13 protein-coding genes are annotated in these 22,716 nt (G+C 26.9%); 11 read left to right on the top strand and 2 right to left on the bottom strand.

Going from position 1 to position 22,716, the window contains the following annotated elements; translation table 11 throughout:
- The first annotated feature begins 763 nt into the window (after positions 1–763).
- The 6 genes from ACYUET_RS07545 to ACYUET_RS07520 all read left to right on the top strand — a co-directional run bounded on the left by ACYUET_RS07545 (position 764) and on the right by ACYUET_RS07520 (position 9,073).
- A complete protein-coding gene (locus tag ACYUET_RS07545) occupies positions 764–1,720 on the top strand; it encodes an LTA synthase family protein (protein ID WP_460278696.1) in 957 nt (318 codons plus the stop codon).
- A complete protein-coding gene (locus tag ACYUET_RS07540) occupies positions 1,687–2,007 on the top strand; it encodes a hypothetical protein (protein WP_460278695.1) in 321 nt (106 codons plus the stop codon). The genes ACYUET_RS07545 and ACYUET_RS07540 overlap by 34 nt, the downstream gene beginning before the upstream one ends.
- A gap of 120 nt (positions 2,008–2,127) precedes the next feature.
- Positions 2,128–2,394: a nucleotidyltransferase domain-containing protein gene (locus ACYUET_RS07535; RefSeq protein WP_460278694.1), complete on the top strand. Its 267-nt coding sequence runs from the start codon at positions 2,128–2,130 to the stop codon at positions 2,392–2,394.
- A gap of 533 nt (positions 2,395–2,927) precedes the next feature.
- Complete coding sequence (locus ACYUET_RS07530) at positions 2,928–4,577, top strand: leucine-rich repeat domain-containing protein (protein WP_460278693.1); 1,650 nt, start codon at positions 2,928–2,930, stop codon at positions 4,575–4,577.
- Positions 4,578–5,209: 632 nt separating this feature from the next.
- Positions 5,210–7,243, top strand: a complete 2,034-nt coding sequence (locus ACYUET_RS07525; RefSeq protein WP_460278692.1) for a M13 family metallopeptidase — start codon at positions 5,210–5,212, stop codon at positions 7,241–7,243.
- Between the two features lie 519 nt (positions 7,244–7,762).
- A complete protein-coding gene (locus ACYUET_RS07520) occupies positions 7,763–9,073 on the top strand; it encodes a DUF4026 domain-containing protein (protein WP_460278691.1) in 1,311 nt (436 codons plus the stop codon).
- Between the two features lie 52 nt (positions 9,074–9,125).
- On the opposite strand, the gene ACYUET_RS07515 is transcribed toward ACYUET_RS07520, so the two are convergent.
- Positions 9,126–10,637: a DUF2334 domain-containing protein gene (locus tag ACYUET_RS07515; RefSeq protein WP_460278690.1), complete on the bottom strand. Its 1,512-nt coding sequence runs from the start codon at positions 10,635–10,637 to the stop codon at positions 9,126–9,128.
- Between the two features lie 849 nt (positions 10,638–11,486).
- Between ACYUET_RS07515 and ACYUET_RS07510 the strand changes: the two genes are divergently transcribed.
- The 3 genes from ACYUET_RS07510 (at position 11,487) to ACYUET_RS07500 (ending at position 18,742) form a co-directional block, all read left to right on the top strand.
- The gene (locus ACYUET_RS07510) at positions 11,487–13,406 is read left to right on the top strand and encodes an N-acetylmuramoyl-L-alanine amidase family protein (RefSeq protein ID WP_460278689.1); all 1,920 of its coding nucleotides are present in this window, start codon (positions 11,487–11,489) and stop codon (positions 13,404–13,406) included.
- 322 nt (positions 13,407–13,728) lie between these two features.
- Positions 13,729–15,573 (top strand): N-acetylmuramoyl-L-alanine amidase family protein, encoded by a 1,845-nt coding sequence (locus ACYUET_RS07505; RefSeq protein ID WP_460278688.1) that lies wholly within the window; start codon positions 13,729–13,731, stop codon positions 15,571–15,573.
- Between the two features lie 1,459 nt (positions 15,574–17,032).
- Complete coding sequence (locus tag ACYUET_RS07500; RefSeq protein WP_460278687.1) at positions 17,033–18,742, top strand: methyl-accepting chemotaxis protein; 1,710 nt, start codon at positions 17,033–17,035, stop codon at positions 18,740–18,742.
- A gap of 340 nt (positions 18,743–19,082) precedes the next feature.
- Here the strand turns inward: ACYUET_RS07500 and ACYUET_RS07495 are convergent, their stop codons facing one another.
- A complete protein-coding gene (locus tag ACYUET_RS07495) occupies positions 19,083–20,273 on the bottom strand; it encodes an N-acetylmuramoyl-L-alanine amidase family protein (RefSeq protein WP_460278686.1) in 1,191 nt (396 codons plus the stop codon).
- 510 nt (positions 20,274–20,783) lie between these two features.
- Here ACYUET_RS07495 and ACYUET_RS07490 point away from each other — a divergent pair.
- Positions 20,784–21,479 (top strand): YveK family protein, encoded by a 696-nt coding sequence (locus ACYUET_RS07490; protein WP_460278685.1) that lies wholly within the window; start codon positions 20,784–20,786, stop codon positions 21,477–21,479.
- A 17-nt stretch (positions 21,480–21,496) separates the two neighbouring features.
- Positions 21,497–22,207 carry a CpsD/CapB family tyrosine-protein kinase gene (locus tag ACYUET_RS07485; protein ID WP_460278684.1) on the top strand — a complete coding sequence of 237 codons (711 nt, stop codon included), beginning with the start codon at positions 21,497–21,499 and terminating at the stop codon, positions 22,205–22,207.
- Positions 22,208–22,716 lie beyond the last annotated feature (509 nt).

Raw genomic sequence — 22,716 nt, 5'->3', positions numbered from 1 at the left:
TACATAATCGTAATTTTGATGATTATCGGTTCATACTTAATGATAAGTAAATTAAAATTAAAAAATTTTAAGGTTAAACAAAATTTATAAATTATAATCGGGAGCAAAAAAACAAATATGAAGAATACATCTACGAAAAATAAATTATTTATACACGATATATTAAAAAAAGATTTATGGATAAAATAATTAATATAAATCCTATTATTATAGGAATAATTTTGTTCATAAAAAGCATAATATTTCTTTCAATATTACGTAGCAATAAATTTGACACTATTGATATTAAATATATTGTTACATAGTATAATAAAATATTATTTGCACCTCATTTTGCTATAGTTTTAGTAATTGCTAGTTTAGGTTTTTTATTCAAAGATAAAAAGAGAACATACATATTATTGGGAATAAATATACTAATAAGTGTGCTATTTTTATTTGATATGAGTTATTGGAGAGTTACAGGAACCGTTTTATCTTTAAAACATGTAATAAATCCTAATTTATTTAATCCATTAAATAAATCAATGATTAATTTAAAATTAATTGATATATTATTTATAATTGATATAATATTATTTTATATTTAATATTTTTTAATAAAAACATTAAATATAAATCACAAAGAGGAATTAAATATTTTATATTAATTTTAATATTATGTACTTCTATAATATTAAAGTTCCATTATGTATTAGATAAACAAAATATTACTAAAAATGATTCTGTATTATTTAAAGATGCTTGGGTTGAATCAGAAGCAATGTATAATATGACTCCATTAGGATTTCATGCATATGATGTATTTATAACTTTAAAAGAAAAGCGCTTTTGTTATAAACTGCAAAGAAAAGGACTTTCAGATGTAACTGAATGGATTGATGAAAATAGGGAGAATTTACCTGATAATAAGTATAAAGGTAAATATAGTGGGAAAAATGTTATATTTCTTCAAGTAGAATCTTTAGAAAGAGTGGCTATAAACCAAAAAATAAATGGACAAGAAGTAACCCCTAATTTAAATAAATTATTAAAGAATAGTATATATTTTGATAATATATATGAGCAAAACGGTAGTGGATCAAGTTCTGATTGTGATTTAATGGCCAATACTTCTGTATTGCCAATATCAGATGGAAGAACATTTTTTGAGTATCCAGATACAAAATTTACTACAATGGCATCACTTTTAAGGAAAAATGGACATACTACAATATCTTCTCATCCTGAATTAGACCATTGTCTTGGTGGTTTGAATTGGCAAGAAGCACATAAAGCAGCTTTAAATTTTGATGAAATTTATGATGCAACACAATTAGATTCTGACAATGAAAAGATCGTTCTTGGATTATCAGATAAATCTTATTTAGAAGCAGTTGTCAGAAAAATTGAAAATCTTAAAGAACCATTTTTTAATTATTCGATTACACTAACAAGCCATGGTCCTTTTGATGGATTACAAGATAAATATAAATATTTGGATTTACCTCAAAATTTAAATAAAACATTATTGGGAGGTTATCTACAAAATTTTAGATATACTGATGAACAAATAGGGAAATTTATAGATAGTATTGAAAATGATTTAAATTTTAAAAATACTGTTTTTGTAATATATGGTGATTATACTATTTTACATAAAAATTACCACAATGAAATAGTGGACATTAAGACTGAGGAAAATTGGTGGAAGGAGCCGAAAAAAGGATACCTCTTATAATATATACCCTAGGTCAAGAAGCAGAAGTAATAAATACTTATGGAGGACAAATTGATATACTCTCAACTATAGCCTATATGCTGGGTATATATAGACAAGAATTTGAAACTACGATTATGGGAAGAGTATTGATTAATACGGAAAGAAATAGTACTATTTTAAATGATGGTACTATAAAAGGTGAAGTTAGAAACGATGATGAGAAAAAACATTTAGAAAATTCATTACAAATAGCAGATAAATTTGCAAGAGGTAATTATCTTAAATGGTTAGAAAATAATAATTAATATAAATGGTTTTAAAGCAAAAATAATATGTAGATTAGTTGAAGTAGATAAGATGGAGATTAAAGTCTTATCTGCTTTTTGTTTTAGGAAGATTATATATAGGTTGTAGAAGTATAATTTATGTATGGATCATTAGATAAAGATTTAAATTATATTATGTATGGTTTAAGTAAGTTCAAGGAAACAGAGAAGTCGGTAATTTTTAAAAGTAGAATAATAGTGAATTATAAAAAGGGGTCAGATATTGATTTGTCAATATTAGGAGGTGAAATAAGTGATGATATATTAAGAGAACTTTATGAATATTTAAATGAAGAATGTCCTATACCATATTTTTTTGATTTATTGCATTATGAAAATATAAGTAATGGAAAATTAAAACAATAGATAAATGATTATGGGAAAATTATATATAGTAGAGATTTATAATTATGAATTAATTTAAAGAATAGGTTATTTTATATAAAATTTTTAAATAGTTTAAACTGTTGTTAATTATTATATTAGATAAGATGTAAAAGTCTTATCTATTTTTTATGTTATCATACCCCACCCATACTTCAGGGGTACCCCTGGAGTATAGGTGAGGTGAAAATTAAAAATTTATATAAATAACGTTAAAGATTAATTAATAAGTAACGATAAATTTAGTATATATTGTTTAATAATGATTAAATTTGAAAAAATTACACTTGCATTAGGCACATAAAATAAAATAATAGACCAAAGAGGCCTTGTATATTCTGTGTTAGACAAGACAGTAAGTACAGTTAATAGCTAGTTAATAGCTGAATTTGCTGACGTAGTATGACGTAAAATATACGAGCTTACTGGTAAATTATTTTTTAAAATGTGCCTTATATATTTTATTAAACATATAAACAAAAGAAAAACTACACAAAAGATAAGGGGAATAACTGGTGAAACAAAAGAAAATAAAATTAATAGTAATGTTAGCACTAGCGTTATGCATTAATGGCATACCAAAAGTAGCATTTGCAAGTCAAATCATAAATTCTCAGGAAACTAAATTAATAGAACAAGATAAAACATTAAATAAAAGCAAAACTTTAGTAGTAGATAAATCTTCAAAATCAGATAAAACTTTAGAAGAGTCTAAATCTTTAAAAATAAATAAAAATTTAGATGAAAATAAAATTTTAAATAAAGATGATTTTTTTGATAAAGATGAAACTAAAGAGAGAAACAAAACTTTAACTGAAGATAATTGGTTAAATAGGGAAGTAGCAAAACAATTAAATTTAGAAGTAAGGGATCTTGATGAAAAAGATTTTTTAGCTATTAAAAAGATTGATTTATCAGATGAAAGAATTAATGAAGAGATACCATCATCTATAAGCTTTTTAAAGAATTTAGAGTATTTAAACTTAAGTTCTTGTAAAATTGAAGGGAAAATAGATGATTCTATAGCAAAATTAGAAAAACTGAAATATTTAAATTTAGCAGATAATAAAATTGATGAGTTAGATAAAGAGTTTGAATCTAAAATTATAAATGGTAAATATGAGTATTGTAATTTAGAAGAAAATAAGATTACTTTTAAAGAAGGATGGCACTATTTAAAAGGTAAATGGTACTATTATGATAAAAATGGGGACACGCTAAAAGGGAGCCATGTAATAGATGGACAAAAGTATGAATTTACAGAAGAAGGATTAACTTTAACTGGATGGTATAAGAGAAATGATTCTTGGTATTATTATGATTCAATAAAAGGAATGCTTAAAAATACTTGGAAAGATTTATCTGGTAAATGGTATTATTTCAATAGTGATGGGATAATGCAAAAAGGCATACAAAACATCAATGGAGTAAAATATCATTTTAATAATAGTGGGGTAATGTCAATAGGTTGGCAGCTTGAAAATAATAAGTGGTATTATCTTTCACAATCAGGAGCAATGGAAAATGGTTGGAAAAAATTGAATGGAAAATGGTACTATCTAGATAAAAATACTGGTGTAATGTTATCAAATGAAGAAAAATTTATAGATGGAAAGAATTATAAGTTCTATTCTGATGGTACCCTTGCTGAAAATGTATGGTTGGATAACTATAAATATTCTCAATATAATGGGGAATGTGTAAATACATATAATAATTACTCTCATTCATATAATAATTATAATTTATTTAAATATATGACTAATACGGACAACCAAGTAAGTGTTCATAATAGAGCTATAAGTTTACATGGAGGAGAGGAAAGTAACAATTGTGTATATTTTCAATCAGAACTTTTAAGAAGAAATGGTTTTAGTATTCCTACATATACTGCAAATGTAGGTCAATTAGAAAGACAATTACAGAGTATGGGGTTTGTAGCCTGTTATGATTTAAATCAATTAAAACCGGGAGACATTTTATTTACACGAAATGATTCTCATGTATATCTGTTTATGTGTTGGGCTGATGGATGGAATGCTTATATTGCAGATAATCAAAAAAATAAATTTGGAAATAGTGTAGTCCATAAGAGAAATGTTAAAGACTTTGATCCTTATTATGATACTGATCCAGCTACACGTTTTTATTATTATCCATATTAAAAAATACCCCTGGGGTGAATCAAGGGTGGATCTGGGGTACCCTAGGAGTAAGCATCTCAAAAAATATTATAAAATTAGAAAAGTAGGTAAGGCACATGAAATAAAATAATAGATCAAAGAGAGGAGCATACTGGTCTATTATTTTTTTGAATGTGCCTAAGATTAATTAATAATTTTACTTGCTTTTAGTTATATTAATACTGAAGGGTTAAGTATATAATAGTTAATTAATTTTACTTAGTTTTTAATTATTTTAGTTTTATTTAAATTTGGACTTTCTGAGAAACTTTAGACACTACCAATTAATTATGCGGATTATAAAAAAACTCTACTTTATTTTACTTAATAGACAAAAAGTGGTATATTAAAGAAGGTTAATTTTGAAAAATATATATAAGTTCCAATAAAGTTTGTTTATTAATATAAATATTAGAATATTGATAAAGGGTATGGCTCACTAATATAGTGAGGGACTTATATAGAAAATTTATGATATATATGCTTCTAACTAGATATTGTTAATTAAAAATAGAATTTTCTATAAAAATTCTATAAAAGATTATAAATGTAATAACTTAATTAGAGCATATATATTAAAAAGTTTAAAAAAAGAAATGGGGATGAATTCTGAAATGGGAAGATTAAAGAAAACAAGAATTGTAGCATGTGCTTTAGCATTTTCACTTTTTATGTCTCAAGCAACATATGTTAAAGCAGCAGAAGTACCAGTAAACACAAGTAATAAAATAGTATCAGATAGTTTGAGGTTACAGGACGATTTTTATAGTGTAACTAATAAAGATTGGCTAAATACTGCAAAGATTGCAGAGGGAAAGGTGGCTAATTCAACATTTGAAGAAGTTAATAATACATTAATTGAACAAAAAAAAGAGATAATAAAAGATTTATTAGCAAATGAAAAAAATTATTCAAAAGATAGTGATGAGAAGAAGATAATTAATTTATATAAAAATATGTTAAATACAGAAGCCAGAAATAAGCAAGGAATAGAACCTATAAAGGATATGTTAAATAAGATTAAAAATATTAAAACTTTAGATGATATTACAAATCTTAGTAAAGAGGATATAGCAAATCCTATAGTAAACATTGGATGTAATGTTGATTTTAAAGATGCAACTAGATATGCAGCATATATTTACTCAACTGGTCTTAGTTTAGGAGATTCAGATGAATATGTAAAACCAAAAGAAAATACCCCAAAAAATAAAGGTTTAACAGAGAATTACTATAAAAAACTTTTAACTTTAGTTGGATATACTCCTGAACAAGCAAAAGAAAAGGTTGATAATTTATTTAAATTTGAATATATGATAGCACCATCAATGAAAGGAAAAGAAGAAACTTCAAAGAATCCAAATGCAATAGATGAAATATATAATGTTTATACATTAGATAAGCTTGATGCTTTAGCACCAAATTTAAAAATAAGTACTCTTATGAAAGATTCAAAATTAGATAATGCTAATAAGATAATCTTAACAGAACCTGAATGGTTAAAAGCATTAAATGATATTTATACTGAAGAGAACTTACCTCTTATTAAAGATTATATTGAAATTAATAATATAGCTGGAGTAGCAGGATTATTAGGAGATGATTTTCAAGAAGCAGCAAAAGAATTTTCTAATGGATATTTAGGAACAAAAGGTGAAATTCCTAAGGAAGAAAAGGCTATAAATGCAGTAAATGGTTTATTGGCAATGCCATTTGGTAAAATATATAGTGAAAAATATTTCTCAAAGAAAACTAAAGAAAATGTTCAAAATATTACAGATGAAGTTATTAAAACTTATGAAAAGAGAATAAATAATTTAGACTGGATGAGTGAAGAAACTAAAAAAAGAGCAACTGATAAGTTAAATAAAATAGGTGTTCAAATTGGATGTCCGGAAAAATGGGATGATTATTCTAAATTAGAGATAAGATCTTATGAAGAAGGCGGATCTCTTTGGGAAAATGTAAAAAATATAGGTGACTTTTTTGAGGAAAAACAAATAAGTAAATTAAATGAGCGTATAGATAAAACAGAATTTAACTGTCCTCCTCAAACATTAAATGCGTTTTATAATCCAACTAAAAACACAATTACAGTTCCAGCAGGAATTCTTCAAAAAGGATTTTATGATGAAAATGCTTCAAAAGAACATAACTTAGGTGCAATTGGAGCTATTATAGGTCATGAAATTAGTCATGCTTTTGATAATAATGGAGCCAAGTTTGATGCAGATGGAAACTTAGATAGCTGGTGGACTGAAGAAGATTATAAAAAGTTTGAAGAGAAAACTAACAAGGTTAGAAATTTTTATAATAATGTAAAATTTGATAATGGTAAGAACGTAAATGGAGATACTACTGTAGGAGAAAATATAGCTGATATTGGAGGAATAGCTTGTGTATTAGATATATTAGATAAAATGCCAAATGCTAATTACAAAGAATTCTTTGAAAGTAATGCTACTGTATGGCGTGAAATTAATACAAAAGAATACAATGAACTTAGGCTTCAAAGAGATGAACATTCACCTAATAAAGTAAGAGCTAATGTAGTTTTAGCACAATTTGATAAATTCTATGAAATATATGGAATTAAGGAAAATGACCAAATGTATATAAAACCACAAGAGAGATTACAAATTTGGTAAATGAACATTATATATATATGTTGCAAATTTAAATGTACAGCAAAATATTATGCAGTTCTTTAATTTATTGAATAATTCTTATTACAATATATATTTAGGTGCAAATTATTTTAGAAGAAACTTATAAGATAAGGTAGATTAAAAAAGCAAATGATTTAAATTATAGTATTTAAGTCATTTGTTTTTTTATATCCAGGATATTACAGAATTTTTTTAGATAAAATATTGATAAAATTTAGTGTTAGAGATTTTTGATTTAATAGATAGTTATTATTTGAAATTGGATAACACCTATATTTTTATAAATGTATTAATTTAATTAGGAAATATATATTAAAATATCGATGATATTTTAACAGAAAAAAGCATTCTATGAATAAAAATATCCATTAGGAGTAAATATTTACAGGAAAAGTCCGATAAAATAAAGGTAACTTAAGACTAGCTTTTTCTAAGACTATCTAATTACCAACTAGTCTGGAAAATATGTAGATTAAATAAAAAATGGAGTGATTATTAATGTTTGGTAAATTCTTTGGTAAGAAGAAAAAGAGAGAACTTAAAAGTGGAACTATCAAGAAAGATATTTCTTATATTATGGCAGTTCCTAAAAATGTAGAAGAGATAAAAGATCCAGAAGTATGTATAGAGCGTTTAAAGAATTCAACTTTATTTAACCTTATAGGTATTAGAGTAGAAAAAAATATTGTTGCACAAATAGAATATAAAGAAAAAATTTATGAGATTGAATTAATTCCAGAAAAATTTGACATATCTGAGATGTTTACAATTAATCATCATTTTACAGATGAAAATTATAATGCAATGATGAAGGCAGATTATGGATTAACAACAGCTATGAAATTTAGGGAATCTAATATAGATTCGTATCACCTTCAACTTAAGGTTTTATATTCTATGTTACCTGATATGATTGGATTAGTTGATTTTTCTACAGAAAAAATAATTTCAAGTGTGTGGTTAAAACTAGCAGCTGAATCTAATATTCCACCATCACCAGATTATATTTATTCTGTACAAGCTGTATCAGATGAAGATGGCACTGTATGGCTTCATACTCATGGACTTAACCGTTGTGGTTCAATTGAATTTGAAATATTAAACTCTAATAAGGATACATATAAAAATCACTTTAGTATATTGCAAACAATTGCTAAAAGAGTAGTTTCAAATGGTGGAATCGCTGATGAAGAGGAGGCTTTTTTAATTGCCTATCTTAATAATAGGCAACCAGTAATAGGAACATGGATTTCATGGACATTAGCTACAACATTTTATGATAAGAATATAATTGGTTCTATGAAAGATCGAATAGGAGAATTTAATGGACATAATAGGGATACAGGAGTACTTTATTTATATCTATCTCCAAAAGATTGTGATAATAAAAAATTTCATCATGTTTCTTGTATAGATAAGTATCTTTCTGACAATCCAATACTTATGATTACAACAGAAGAAACAATTCGTATGAGTAAATTAGCAAAAGAAAGATTGAATTACTTTAAAGAAGCAATTAAAGATTCAGATATACATGGACTTATGAAGTTTGGATTATTAGTTGATGAAGAATATAGAGATAAAGATAGAGCATCAAATGGAGAAGAGAGAGAACATATTTGGTTTGATGTAAAAGAAATGGATGATTCTAAAATTATAAAAGGAATTCTTACTCAAGAGCCCTATTATATTAGTAATCTAACTGTTAATAGTGAAGTTGAATTAAACTTAGATGATTTAACAGATTGGATTCTTTATACACCTAATGGTGAAGTAACACCAGACAGTGTTTATCTACTGGAAGAATAATAATACCCCACTGGAAGAATAATAATACCCCAGGGGTACCCCTGGGGTATTATTATTTTATATCTGTCACTTTAATCATCTTAAAACCTTTTTCTTCCAAAATGGATATTAATTTTTTTAAAGTTGAGCTATCTTCATATTTAAATGTTGGCAATCCATTAGAATCTTCAATTAATGAAATAAATTTATCTTCTAATCTAGGGTGATAAAATACACTGCCCATATTTTTAATATCAGCATTCTTAATTCTTTCTAATGCAGCATCTTCTTTTCCTTCAGGAAGATAATCTAATGGAGTTGATATATAATAAGAAGATTTGTTATAGGAACTTAATTGAGGTTTAGTTAAATCTATTTTATCAAGTCCATAATCTTTAAATGGATAATAGAGTATCTTAAAATATTCTTCTGCAATTTTGTTTTGTTTTGAAGTTATTTCATAATGTGGAACTTCAAAAAAGTCTATTGGTATATTTAAATACTTAGCAGTTTCAATAGCTTTTCTAATCTTTTCTCTAAATATAGCTTCAGATGGTTCATATTTACCAAATTCGAATCCAATGGCAGATTCATGATTTCCAAACTGATGAGTATATCCATGTAGTCCAATTGTCCCATTATGTGTTTTTAAATAATCAAGGGTATAAACCATCTCCCCAAGTTCAAAATTGTTCTTTGTTAATGGATCATTATCAATATTAAGTTTAGGGTTAACATAACGAGGGATCCAAGCAATATGATAAGGAATATTCTTTTGATTTAAGTACATTCCAATTACTCTAAGATTCTCAAAATAGTTTTTGTCGTAAGACATAGAAGTTAAACATATATCTTCAAGTCGTATTAATCCTATTTGGACATTTTTAGAATTATTTTGAGTGTTATTTTGTACATAATTAAGATTATTAGTATTAATTGAATTATCCTGTGAACTATTAATATTAATGAATAGTTCTTTATTATTAGTTATGTTAATATTCTTCTCTGTATTAATACTGGTTTTATGAGCTACATTATCAGAATTTGTTTTACAAATAATTATTTTCTTATCTTTATCCCATCTTGTATATAAATCAAGCATATTAGATAAATCAGAAAATCCAATGTAATAAATATTATCTTTAGTTAAAAGTTTTTCCTTTAAAGAGAATTTTCTATTAGGGCACTTAACAGTATTATCTGAAAGGTTAATAGAATAATTTACATTATTAATAGTTATGTATAGTGAATTATTACTTTTTTCTCCTTTTCCATTTGTATCATATATAATTTCATTTAAAGGAAAATAATATCTATTTTTATTTAAATATATTGGTAAAGTAAAATCTAAAAGTTTACCATCAATTTTAAGATTAACATCATCTTTACTCATATCAAAACCAGTAAATTTAGAATAATCACTTTCAAGCTCAGTATTTATATCATTGCTAGTATCATTATTTGTTGAAGCTTCAGCTTTTGACTGAAGATTATTTTCAGGTTGTGTTTTGTTTTTTATAGTACAAGCTGTTAAAAAAATTACAATAAATAATAAAAAAATATAAGTACAAGTTTTTTTTAACATTAAGTTTAATCCTTTCATTAAGTAAATTTAAAAAAATATAAAATGTTCTGAGGTAAAGTTTGAAAAAGCCAAATATGAAATTTGGATTCTCACTTTTGAATTCTCACGTTTAGATTCTCATTTTTAGCCTCGAACTCTTGGAGTTTCATTTTATATATTTTCCTTTAGCATTTCATAATATTCTCGAATAAGGCACATGAAATAAAATAATAGATCAAAGAGGCATTGTATATTTTGTGTCAGACAAGGAAGTAAATTTAGTTAATAGCAAGCTATTAGCTAAATTTGCGACGCAGTATCACACAAAATAGATGAGCATGCTAGTCTATTATTTTTTTGAATGTGCCTAAATTTAAAAGAAGTTTACTTTTTAAAAATTATGAATAGATAACAATATGTTTCAAGAAGAGGTTTAGCACGAAATGTTAACTACTGAATCTAAAAAATAATTATGTATTTTTATTTACTTTACATTGAGATTATTCTTTTGGTACTCAGAAGTAAAAAATAAATAAAAATATTTTAATTTATTTTTTAAAAAAAGGACCCTAAATAAAAAAAAGTACTGTATTGTATAACAGAGAGTTTAATGGAATTAAAAACCACAAATAGAAAAATAATAATAAGATATAATATGTTTGAAATTAAACAACATTATACCAAAAATAGATTGACATGGACAAGTATTTTGATATAATGATAAAAGTAGGTTTTTAATGAAAAAAAACCCAGTAAAATAAATGTAATATTGTAAATAATATTTAGGATAGAGAATATCTAACTTTACAATAATATGTAGGAATGGTATAATTTATCGTGAATTAGAAAAATTAGGAGGGAAAGAAAATTATGTTTAAAAGAGCAAACAAAATGACAGCTTTATTAGTAGCTGCTGCTGCTGTAGTTTCATTAGTTCCAGCAACAGGAGTTAATGCTGCAGATTACAAAAGAATAGAATCTAAAGAAGGTAAAGTTTATAATGCAATAGCTTATAAAGATGGTAAGTTCTACATTGATGGGGATGCACAAGATAAGGATGATGAAGATGCTTACTACTTAAAAGACGGTAAATACTCTAAATTAGAAAATGTTGATACAGGTGATTCAGCAGAAGCATATGGTGCAAAATATGTTAATATATCTGAAGGAGATTACTTTGTTGATTTAGACAATGGAAAAGTATCAGATGATGATATAAAAGAAGATAATAAAACTGATGCTGAATCAGCTTTAAAGAAAAAAGTTAAAGACAAAGCAGATGATAGATATGCCAATCATGAAACAGAAATTGATTTAAAAGAAATATCAGGAAACAAATTCGCTGAAACTTGGTATGAAGGTGTATATGAAAATGAAGATAAGAAGACTAATGGAGGCAATGCTTTAAGAGTATATACTGATGTAAAAGGAAACTACATTGATGCTGACTATAATTTAGGAAAAATTAAAGTTGGAGTAGTAGCAACAACACCATCTGCAGTTAGAGATTTAGATAAAACTATAAATGTAGAAAATACTGATTCAAAGAAACAAGTTGCTAGAGTTGATGTGGAAGGTAAGGAAAAAGGAGAAAAAATAAATGCTACTGCATCTGTAAAACATATAAAGACAATAGGACAAGATGATAAGAACATTTATAGATTAGCTAGAGTAACAGTAAAAGTTGGTACTGAAGATGGAAATGCATATGGTATTGCCATTAAAGAAATTGGTGGAAAAGAAATATCTAAAGACAATAAAGATGGAAATATTACTGCATTTAAGGAAAAAGATGGAAGTGAAGTTTCATTCAATGTTATTCAAAAGATTTCAAAAGAACAAGCTTCTGATACAATAGATGGTGCTAAGTATGCTAAAACTGCAGGAACTTATGTACTTTCTACAGATGATGGAAAATTATTAAAGTCTAAAGGTGGCAATGAAGATGTTGCTAATTTTGGAAAATTTATAACTGGTAAAGATTATACATCAGATACAGAATTTGAAGAAGTTGCTGATGGTATTCACTTTACAGTAGCTAATAATGGAACAGTTATTGCTTATGGTAAAGAGAATGGCGAAGAGAAAGTAATGGCTCAAGCTTTAAATCTAAAATCAAAGAATGGAATATACTACACAGATGTTAAAGGTGATTGTAGTGAAGATGTAGAAATTAATGATGATAAGATGGCAGTTGACGTAGATGTTGACGGAAATCTTTGGAGATTAGATGGCGGTTATATTTATAAATTTGATAATGATGATGGTTGGGATAAAGTTTACAGAGTAGACGGAGCAATGAATGAATTATCAGTTTATAATAAAGATAACCTAGTTGCTTGGAGTGAAGATAATGAATCTTATTCACTAGTTGGTGGAAAAGAAGAAAAAGAAGAAGATAAGAAAGATGAAGCAACTCAAACTAAAGGATGGGTACAAGCTACAGATGGAACTTGGACTTACGTTAACGATAATGGAGTTAAAGCTGCTGGTTGGACAAACTTAGCTGGAACTTGGTATTACTTAGATCCAACAACTAATATTATGAAGACTGGTTGGGTACAAGATGGCGGAAATTGGTACTACTGTAACAATTCAGGTGCTATGCAAACTGGATGGGTTAATCCAAATGGTACTTGGTACTTCTTAAATGCTTCAGGTGCTATGCAAACTGGATGGGTACAAGATAACAGCGGAAACTGGTACTTCTGTAATGGTTCAGGAGCTATGCAAGCTAACACAGTTGTTGATGGTTACACTTTAGGAGCTAACGGAGCTTGGATTAGATAGTCTGATAAAAGTTAAATAGCATAATAATTGTAATGTACTTTTAAGTACAAATAGCAATTGATTAGGAGACTCCCTTAATGGGGGTCTCTTTTTAGTTTTTTATATATTTAAAATGAGTGTTTAAATTATTATAATTTACCCCCTTTAAGTAGATTGTTATTAGTCTACTTAAGGATATTTTTCATGCTTTATATGAAAATATTTTACATTAATGTTATAATTATATAAGAAGTGCATTTGTATGGAAAAAATATATCACTGTGCTACCACAGGCGTATATGAAATGATAAAGGTAATGGAAAAGATAAGGGGGAGATAATTAATGAAAAGAAATATGCATGCAAAGACATTAGCATTAGTTCTTGTAGCGATAACAGGAGTACAGGCAAGTGGAATTGCACAAAAATTTGAGGGAGTTAATACTAAGGCTTATGCAGAGGATATTAATAATAATGAGGTAAAAGAAACTGAGCAGGTCACAACAATATGTTCTAAAAGTAAAGATTATGAAAAAGCAGATATAAAAGTTCAGACTACAACATCTGGTGCGGTAAATATAATAGTGCCTAATAATTTTACTAAGGAGAATATTACAGCATTAGAAAAATTAAAAGGAAATGATCAATCAACATTTAATAAAGCTTATATAGTAATTCAATTTACTACACCCAAAGTTACTACATCTCCAGCAGTTAGTATAAGTAAAATAAAAGATTTATTAAAAAATAGTGATAATATTTATAATTTATCAGGAAATTTAAAATTATCAAACAATGATGAGATACTTGATGGTAAATACATTAAATATATAGAAGTAGCAACTAAAGATAGTAAAGGAACTTGGATACCTAAGAGTGAAGGAATATTACCAACTTGTAAATATGAATGGCTTAATGATGGTAATATCGTTTTGGCTAAAACTGAATTAAAGGTAGAAATTCAAAAAGCTTTATCAGCAAAAGTATCAATTTCAGGAAGTGAAAGAGTTGGTAAGACTTTAGAAGCTGATGTAACAGCTTCTAAAAATGGAAGTATTGTAACTCCAGATAAAGTAGAATATGAATGGTATAGATGTAAGAAAAAAGATGGAGATTTCGATAGTATTTCTGGCGAGCGAGATAAGAAGTATAAGATAGTTAGTAGGGATGAAGATAAATATATAAAAGTAATTGCAAAAGTCACAGTAAATGGTGAAACAATAGAGGTTAATGATAGAACTGGCAGTATTGATAAAAGAAGTTCCCACAGATCTCATAGATCATCAAGTAGGGGTTCTGGAAGTACTGCTGATACTGATGAAATCAAGGATGAGATTAAGGATGCCAAAGATGATGAGGCTTCTTATGATGTTTCTGATTATCCAAAGGTAGAAAAAGAAGTTTTCGAATATTTAAAGGATAAAGATGATAGAACTTTAGTACTTGAAGGAGATGACTACACTTGGACATTTAAAACAAAAGATATTAAAAATGTTTCTGATATGGATGGTAAATTGGATACAACAATTGAAACAACATCTCCAAATGAATCAGAGATAAAGAATGTTTTAAATGGTGCAAACGTTGTTAACTTATACTTTAAATATGATGGAAAATTACCGGGTAAAGCAAAAGTTAAAGTCGACATAGGATCAAAATATAATGATAAGAAAATGTATGTGTACTATTATAATAAGAACTCAAAATCTTTAGAATTGATAGATTCAAATATTAAAGTAGATGATGATGAAATAGAATTTTCAATAAATAAAGTAGGAGATTATGTTTTAAGTGAAACTCCACTTTCAGCTTCACTAGCAACAAGTTCTGGAGAAGGATGGAAGATGTTTAATGACGGGAATTGGCAATATATTTCATTTGGAAATAATGTTATAGGATGGAACTTTATTGATGGTAGATGGTATTTCATGGATGCACTTGGAACAATGCAAAGAGGATGGGTTAATTTAGATGGCTCATGGTATTATTTAAATTATAGTGGAGATATGGCAACAGGATGGAAGCTTTTGGGTGATAAGTGGTATTACTTAAGAGATGACGGAAAAATGTTAACAGGTTGGGTAGATGATATGGGTACATGGTATTATATGTATTCAGATGGATCTATGGCAAGAAATACAACTGTTGATGGATATAAACTAGGCTGGAATGGAGCTTGGATAAGATAATCTAGAAGTTAAAAAGAGTATATATAATTGACTTTAGTTGCGAAGAAACTACGCTTAAGAGTTTCTATCATTTGTTTAATCAACTTAGCTAAAATAACTAAACTCACCTAAAGGTTCAAACAATAGTTATTTCTTAACGCTAAGCAGTTTAAACAAATAATGAAACACTAAAAAGCTTGTTTCAATGCACCTTCGTCAATTATATATACTCTTATATTTTTCTATGCAGATTATCTTTTATACAGATTATCTTTGACAAAATGAGTTGCATAAAAATAAACTCGTGCAAGCACTCAAACAGTAACAATATTCTTAACGTAAAACTTATATTAAAATTAAGAAATACTAAAGCACATTTTTCTTGATACATCATTTCGTATTAATTGTTCTTTTTTTATATAGATTATCATTGAAAAAATAATATGTATATGAGGATGTTTTGTTAAACCCATCTAAAGGTTCAAACAGTGACAAATTTTACTCCAGAAATGATGAAACACTAAATCAAAATTTACAATGTATTACTACGCAAATATATCTACCATTTTAGTTTAAACTATAGATTATATTAGAAGGATAAGATAAAAAATAAAAAATCTTATCTGCTTTTTTATTTCATTAATATATATATATTGGAATTTAAATTCTACATTTATTTAAAGGATCTTGTTAAAGGTAGATATAAATTAAACTTTAATTAGGTTATTGTGAGTTAGTCAAAGTATTCAAATATAGATATCTTTTAATTAAAATTGTACATTTTATAATTCATAATTTAGAACGAAATTTTTATATAATTTTTAAATTAAACTATTGCAATTAAGTATTTATTTATTCAAATTTACAAAATATTTATTTGTTATTTATAAAAAACATAAAATGCAATATAATATAAAATGTTGTGTATTATTAATATTTAACAAAAAATGTTATCAAAGGAATAAAAATTGTAAAAATAAATTGGTAAAGTAAAAAAATACTAAAATTATAACCAATTATATTTGTGCAAAATAAATATTAATTAATTTTTTAAAACTTATTTTGTTTGAGTCAATTAAGAAATAATAAATCTGTATGCTAATATGTTTTGTATGCAACTATGCTAGACTTTATTTTATATTATAGCTTTTTATAAAATATAATCTTTTTAGTTGATGCAGAATATATTTATTATTTTTAATTTATTATTTTATTTATATTATGGAGTTGAATAAAAATATTTTTAAAACAGAATATGCTTTAAATAAATATTGATATTTTAGTGTAAACAAATTTATAAGTTTTACTAAGAAATTGTTATTTAGGAGTGTGTAGCTGTTAAGTAATTTACTAATTTTAGATAGCGTATAAAGTTAAGTTCGCGGACAGAAAAAAATACATACCAGTTTACACTTACACTACAAATAATCAATACTGTTTTAAAATTTAAAATAAAAAAGAAAAGGGAGGATACATAATTATGTTGAAAACAGCAAAAGTAAAAACAAAATTAATTGGTTCATTTTTAATAGTAGCAATACTTGTCTGTGTAGTAGGAATGATAGGTGGAATAGCACTTGAAAAAGTGTATAAAAACAGTGAAGAAATGTATACTATGAATTTTAAAAGTATTGATAGACTTTTAAATATAAGAAAAAGTTTAGGTGAAGTAAAAGGTGAAATTTTAGTTATCTTAAATGAAAAAGATCCAGCTAAAATTGCAGAGGCAGAAAAAAATATTAACAATATAGCAGAACAAACTAACAAAGATATTGAAGAGTATGATAATTTACCTTTTATAGAAGAGGAAAAAGAATTTTGGACAAACTTTAAAGGTGATTTATACAAGTATAGAAAAATAAGAAATAATATTATTAGTGCAGTAAAACTTAATGATTATGATACAGCTCAAAAAGAGTATGACAATATACAATCAGTTAAAGAAAGCATGATGAATAATCTTGAGAAAGTAATACATATTAATGAAAATGATGCTAAAGAGGTTAATGATAATACATATTTTGTATATGTTAAATGTAGTACTTTAATGAAAATATTAAGTATAGTAGGTCTTTTAATTGCAATTATAATAGGATATTTTATATCAATAGATATAGAAAAACCTTTAAACAGAATGAAAAAATTTGCAGAAGAATTAGCAAACTATGATTTTTCAACTCCAATTACAGTTACAAGAAAAGATGAATTTGCACAAACGGGTATTGCTTTAAATAAGGCACAAAAGAATGTAAGAGAATTAGTTAAAATAATCATGAACAAGTTAGAAGAAATAAGTGCATCTTCAGAAGAACTTTCAGCTACAGTTGAAGAAGTGTCATCAAAAGCAGAAGAAATTGATGAATCTATAAATAATATTGCTTCTGGAATACAAGAATCAAGTGCTACAACAGAGGAATTAAGTGCATCAATTCAGGAAGTAGATTCAAGCATAAATATGTTATCATCAAAGGCTACTACTGGAAGTAATAATTCAAGTGAGTTTAAAGAACATGCCATAAAAGTTAAAGATAATAGTCAAAAAGCTATAGAAGAAACAAGAAAAATATATGATGAAAAACAAAAGAATATGGAAAAAGCAATAGAAGATGGAAAGGTAGTAGATAGTATAAAAGTTATGGCAGATACTATATCAGGTATTGCTGAACAAACTAATTTACTAGCATTAAATGCAGCTATAGAGGCAGCAAGAGCAGGAGAACAAGGAAAAGGATTTGCAGTTGTAGCAGACGAAGTAAGAACACTTGCAGAGCAGTCATCAGAAGCAGTAGCAAGCATTAAAGAAACTATTGAAAAAGTACAAAATGCATTTAAAAGCAGTGTTGGTACAGGTAGTGATATATTAAAATTTATAGATACAAAAGTCTATGAACAATTTGATGCTTATGGACAAACAGGTAATGAGTATTACAATGCTTCAAGCTTTGTAAGTCAAATGTCAGATGAAATTGCATCTATGTCAGAAGAAATTACAGCAACAGTTGGACAAGTAAGTGGAGCAATTCAAAATATGGCTGAAACTGCTCAAAAATCTAGTGAAGAAATTATTGCAGTAAAAGATGGAGTACATGAAACTGCAAAATCAGTAGAACAATTAGCAATAACAGCACAAAATCAAGCAGAATTAGCACAAAAAATTAATGAAATGGTCCAAAAATTTAAAGTAAATTAATTAATTTAGTTAACATAATTATGAAAATACCTCTGGGATGCTCCAGAGGTATAATTTTATACCCAAAATTTATTTCATTAAGTAGTCAAATGTGTTAAACAAGGCTTTAAGACATAGTTCTAAGAATTGTGATATCAGAATTAAATTTAGCATTAAATGTTTTGAGTTTAGTTTTAATACAACAGAAAAGAACGCTCCATCTGACAATGATTAAGCGTTCTATTTCTATTCAAAAAATAAAATCCAATACCCCTAAAACATAAAAATGTTCCAGGATTAACTTAGTGTTACCAACACTAAGCTTTTCTTATTTATATTATAATAAATTAAAAATAAACATTTATTTTATTTTCTTTAATTGGAATACATAACCTTTAGCAATAGTGTAAACTTTACCGTTTTTATCGAATAATACATATACTTTTGTATTAGAATCTTTGTTCTTATATATTGTTATATAATCAACTGAATCACCTTTTATACCTATGTTTTCAAAAGTCTCATTCCAAGTATCTTTAAAATCAGATGCACTTAAAGTCTCTGATTTAAATACAGGTCCATCAAAAGAATAAATAGATGCCTTTATATTATCTTCTTTTATAGTAACATCTTCACCAATAACTGTAGGAACCATTGGTTCTATATCTTTATCTGCAGCTATATTTGATGGTATATATCTTGCAATTTTCCAAGTACCAAATACTTTTTTATAGCTTACAGAATCGTCTTTATCTTTATCTTTAGATGAACTTCCAGAACCACCAGATCCGCCTGATCCACCAGATCCGCCTGATCCCCCAGAACCACCTGATTTACCAGATGAGCTTGTACTAGAATTATCAGCATTTGAATCAGTAGATGATGCATTGTTTGAATTTGTATTAGTTGAATTTTCATTTGAAGTTATTTTTTCACCATTAGCTCCAAATGTATAAGTTTGACCATTAATTGTAACATTACCAGTTTGCATTACTCCACTATCATTTAAATAGTAAGTTTTATTATTTATTTCAACTAATCCTTTTTGCATAACACCAATAGCATTTGTATAATACCAAGCGCCATTATTGTTTATCCAACCAGTTTGCATTAATCCAGCAGGACTTAAATAATACCAAGACCCATTGTCATTTAACCAACCAGTCTTCATTGCACCAGATGTTTGAGCATAGTACCAAGCCCCATTGTCATTTATCCAACCAGTTTGCATAGAACCAGAAGCACCCATGTGATACCAAGTACCATTATTATTTACCCAACCAGTCTTCATTGCACCAGATTGATCTGAGTAGTACCATGAGCTTCCATCAAGAAACCAACCAGTTTTCATTGCTCCATTAGCATCAAAGAAATACCAATTATTATCAATAGAATTCCAGCCTCTAGCTAATGAATTTTCATTTGTATAACCCCAACTTCCATTACCGTCTTGTCTCCAAGCAGCTGAAGCTTTCTCAGAAAAAGTAGTTGTCATAGCTACTAATGTTACTAATGAAGCAGCTATTAACTTTTTTAGTTTTAAACTTTTCATTTTTAGACTCCTTTATTTTAAAAATTTTATGATGTATTTTAAGTGAATGCTGATACTGTAGTTACAATATCAACATAGATTTGGCACGGAATTATTACAATTAAGCCATTTTCAAGTAACTAATCCCCAAAAAAGTAAAATATTTATCATATTATAATTTACCATTATAATACCATAAATGTAAAGTATGTATATTTATATAAAAAATATCCACACATTACCCCTGGGGTACCCCAGGGGTAAAAAGATAGAGAGAAAGGGAGATATAATGAGGTGTTGAAATATATCACAAAAAGTTGTAATATATTATAGTTGAGGTAAAATTTAGAAGGAGTAAGTAATTTTTCAAATTTATCTTTTGAAAAGATTGTAAATATTATAAAAAGAATAAAAATATAAGGAATAAAAAGTAATATATATAAAATATAACAAAATATTAACATAAGTTATTATAAATGTTACAATATTACAAGAATGTGTTTAAAATTACAATTTACAAGGAGCGAGGGAATGAGTGAACAAATTATACAAAATGAAGAAATCATAAAAATTGAAGACATAGTAAATATACTAATGAAAAGATGGAAAATGATAATTTTAATAACAATTATTGCAACATTACTATCAGGAATCATTAGTTTTTTTGTGATTGCACCTAAATATGAGGCAAGCACTAAGGTGTTCATAGGAAAAGAAAACACCCAAGATCAAAATTATAACAATAATGATGTCCAAATGTATCAAAAATTATTAAAGACATATGCAGAAGTTATAACTACTAACGATTTAGTTAAATCAGCACTTAGTAGCAATATCAATATAAACATATCATCAGAAGATGTACTTAAAAGTTTAACAGTTACGCCAAGAGCAGATACTCAAATTCTAGAAATTAAATATATAAGTAAAGATAAAGAATTATCTAAGAATGTAGTAGATTCAATTACAACAGAGTTCATTAAATCATCAAAAGAGCTTATACCAAATGGGAATGTAAAAATAATAGAAAGTGTAAAAATGCCAGATAAAGCAGTAAGCCCTAATAAAACAATGAATATAGCAATAGCATTCTTACTTGGATTAATGGTTAGTGTTGGACTAGCTTTCTTATTAGAATTTATGAATAATACATTTAAAAATAAAGAACAATTAGAACAATTAGTAGGTTTACCTGTACTTGGTGCAATACCAGATGATTTAAATTAAAGGGGGATAGTGAAAGTATGTTTAGTAGAAGAAAATTAGAAAAAGCAGTTCAAAGTCAAGAATATAAAGGATTTATAGTTGAGCAAAAACCTAAATCTGTAGTTTCAGAAGCATATAGAACATTAAGAACAAATATACAATATTCCTCATTTGATAAAGAAATAAGAACTATAGTTGTAACAAGTTCTGAAGCAGCAGAAGGAAAATCAACAGTATCAGGAAATCTTGCCTTATCATTTGCACAAAATGAAAAGAAAGTAATCATTGTAGATTGTGATTTAAGAAAACCTGCAGTACATAAAAACTTTAAGATATCAAATTTAATTGGTCTTTCAGAAGTACTTATAGGTAAGGCAAGTTTAGAAGAAACAATACAATCACGTAATGAAAACTTAGATATATTACCTTCAGGAAAATTACCACCAAATCCATCAGAAATGTTATCATCAAAAGCTATGAGTGAACTATTAAAAAGACTAAAAGAAAAGTATGACATAGTAATTTTAGATAGTGCGCCACTTCAAGCAGTTACAGATGCACAAATTTTATCAACAAAGGTAGATGGAACAATACTTGTTATAAGAGCGGAAAGAACAAGGATAGAATCAGTATTAGAAGCTAAAAATCTTTTAACTAAAGTTGGAGCTAATATAATAGGAACAGTACTTCATGCAGTAGAAAACACTAAGGGTAAGTATTACTACTACTATGGAAATAATGAAAATTAATAGTTATGTTTTAATGTGGAATTGATATTATAGTATAAACAGAATTCTTAGCCTTCAGAAAAAGTTGCACTTTGAATGAAGGGTTAGAAGTCGTTATCCAGGAGCGTGTAGCTGTTATGAAATTACAGATACTAGCTATCGGATAGAGCTCATGGACAAGGGAAGTTGTTTTAATAACTCCAAAAATAAAGATTAGTCCAATTAATGCATGTTCCCAATCAAAGATTGCTGACAAGCAATTAATTGTGAAACTAAAATGAAACTTGACTCATGTACATTCGTCCAGTAAGTTCGAAGAACCAAATATAAAATGCACTCTGTGAAAGTTCAAATAACCAAATATAAAATTTGGATTTTCACTTTTGGATTCTCACTTAGGAGAGTATAAAAAACAAATTCCAATGCCAGTTCGCTCTTATACTACAATATCAAAATTCACTTAAAACATACTAAAAAAGGTGGGACTAGTAGCTTTTATGAAATTACAGATACTAGCTATCGGATAAAGC

The sequence above is a fragment of the Clostridium sp. CTA-5 genome (genome assembly GCF_054768135.1).
The sequence above is the reverse complement of the archived record's forward strand: the minus strand, read 5'-3'. Positions and strand labels throughout refer to the sequence as shown.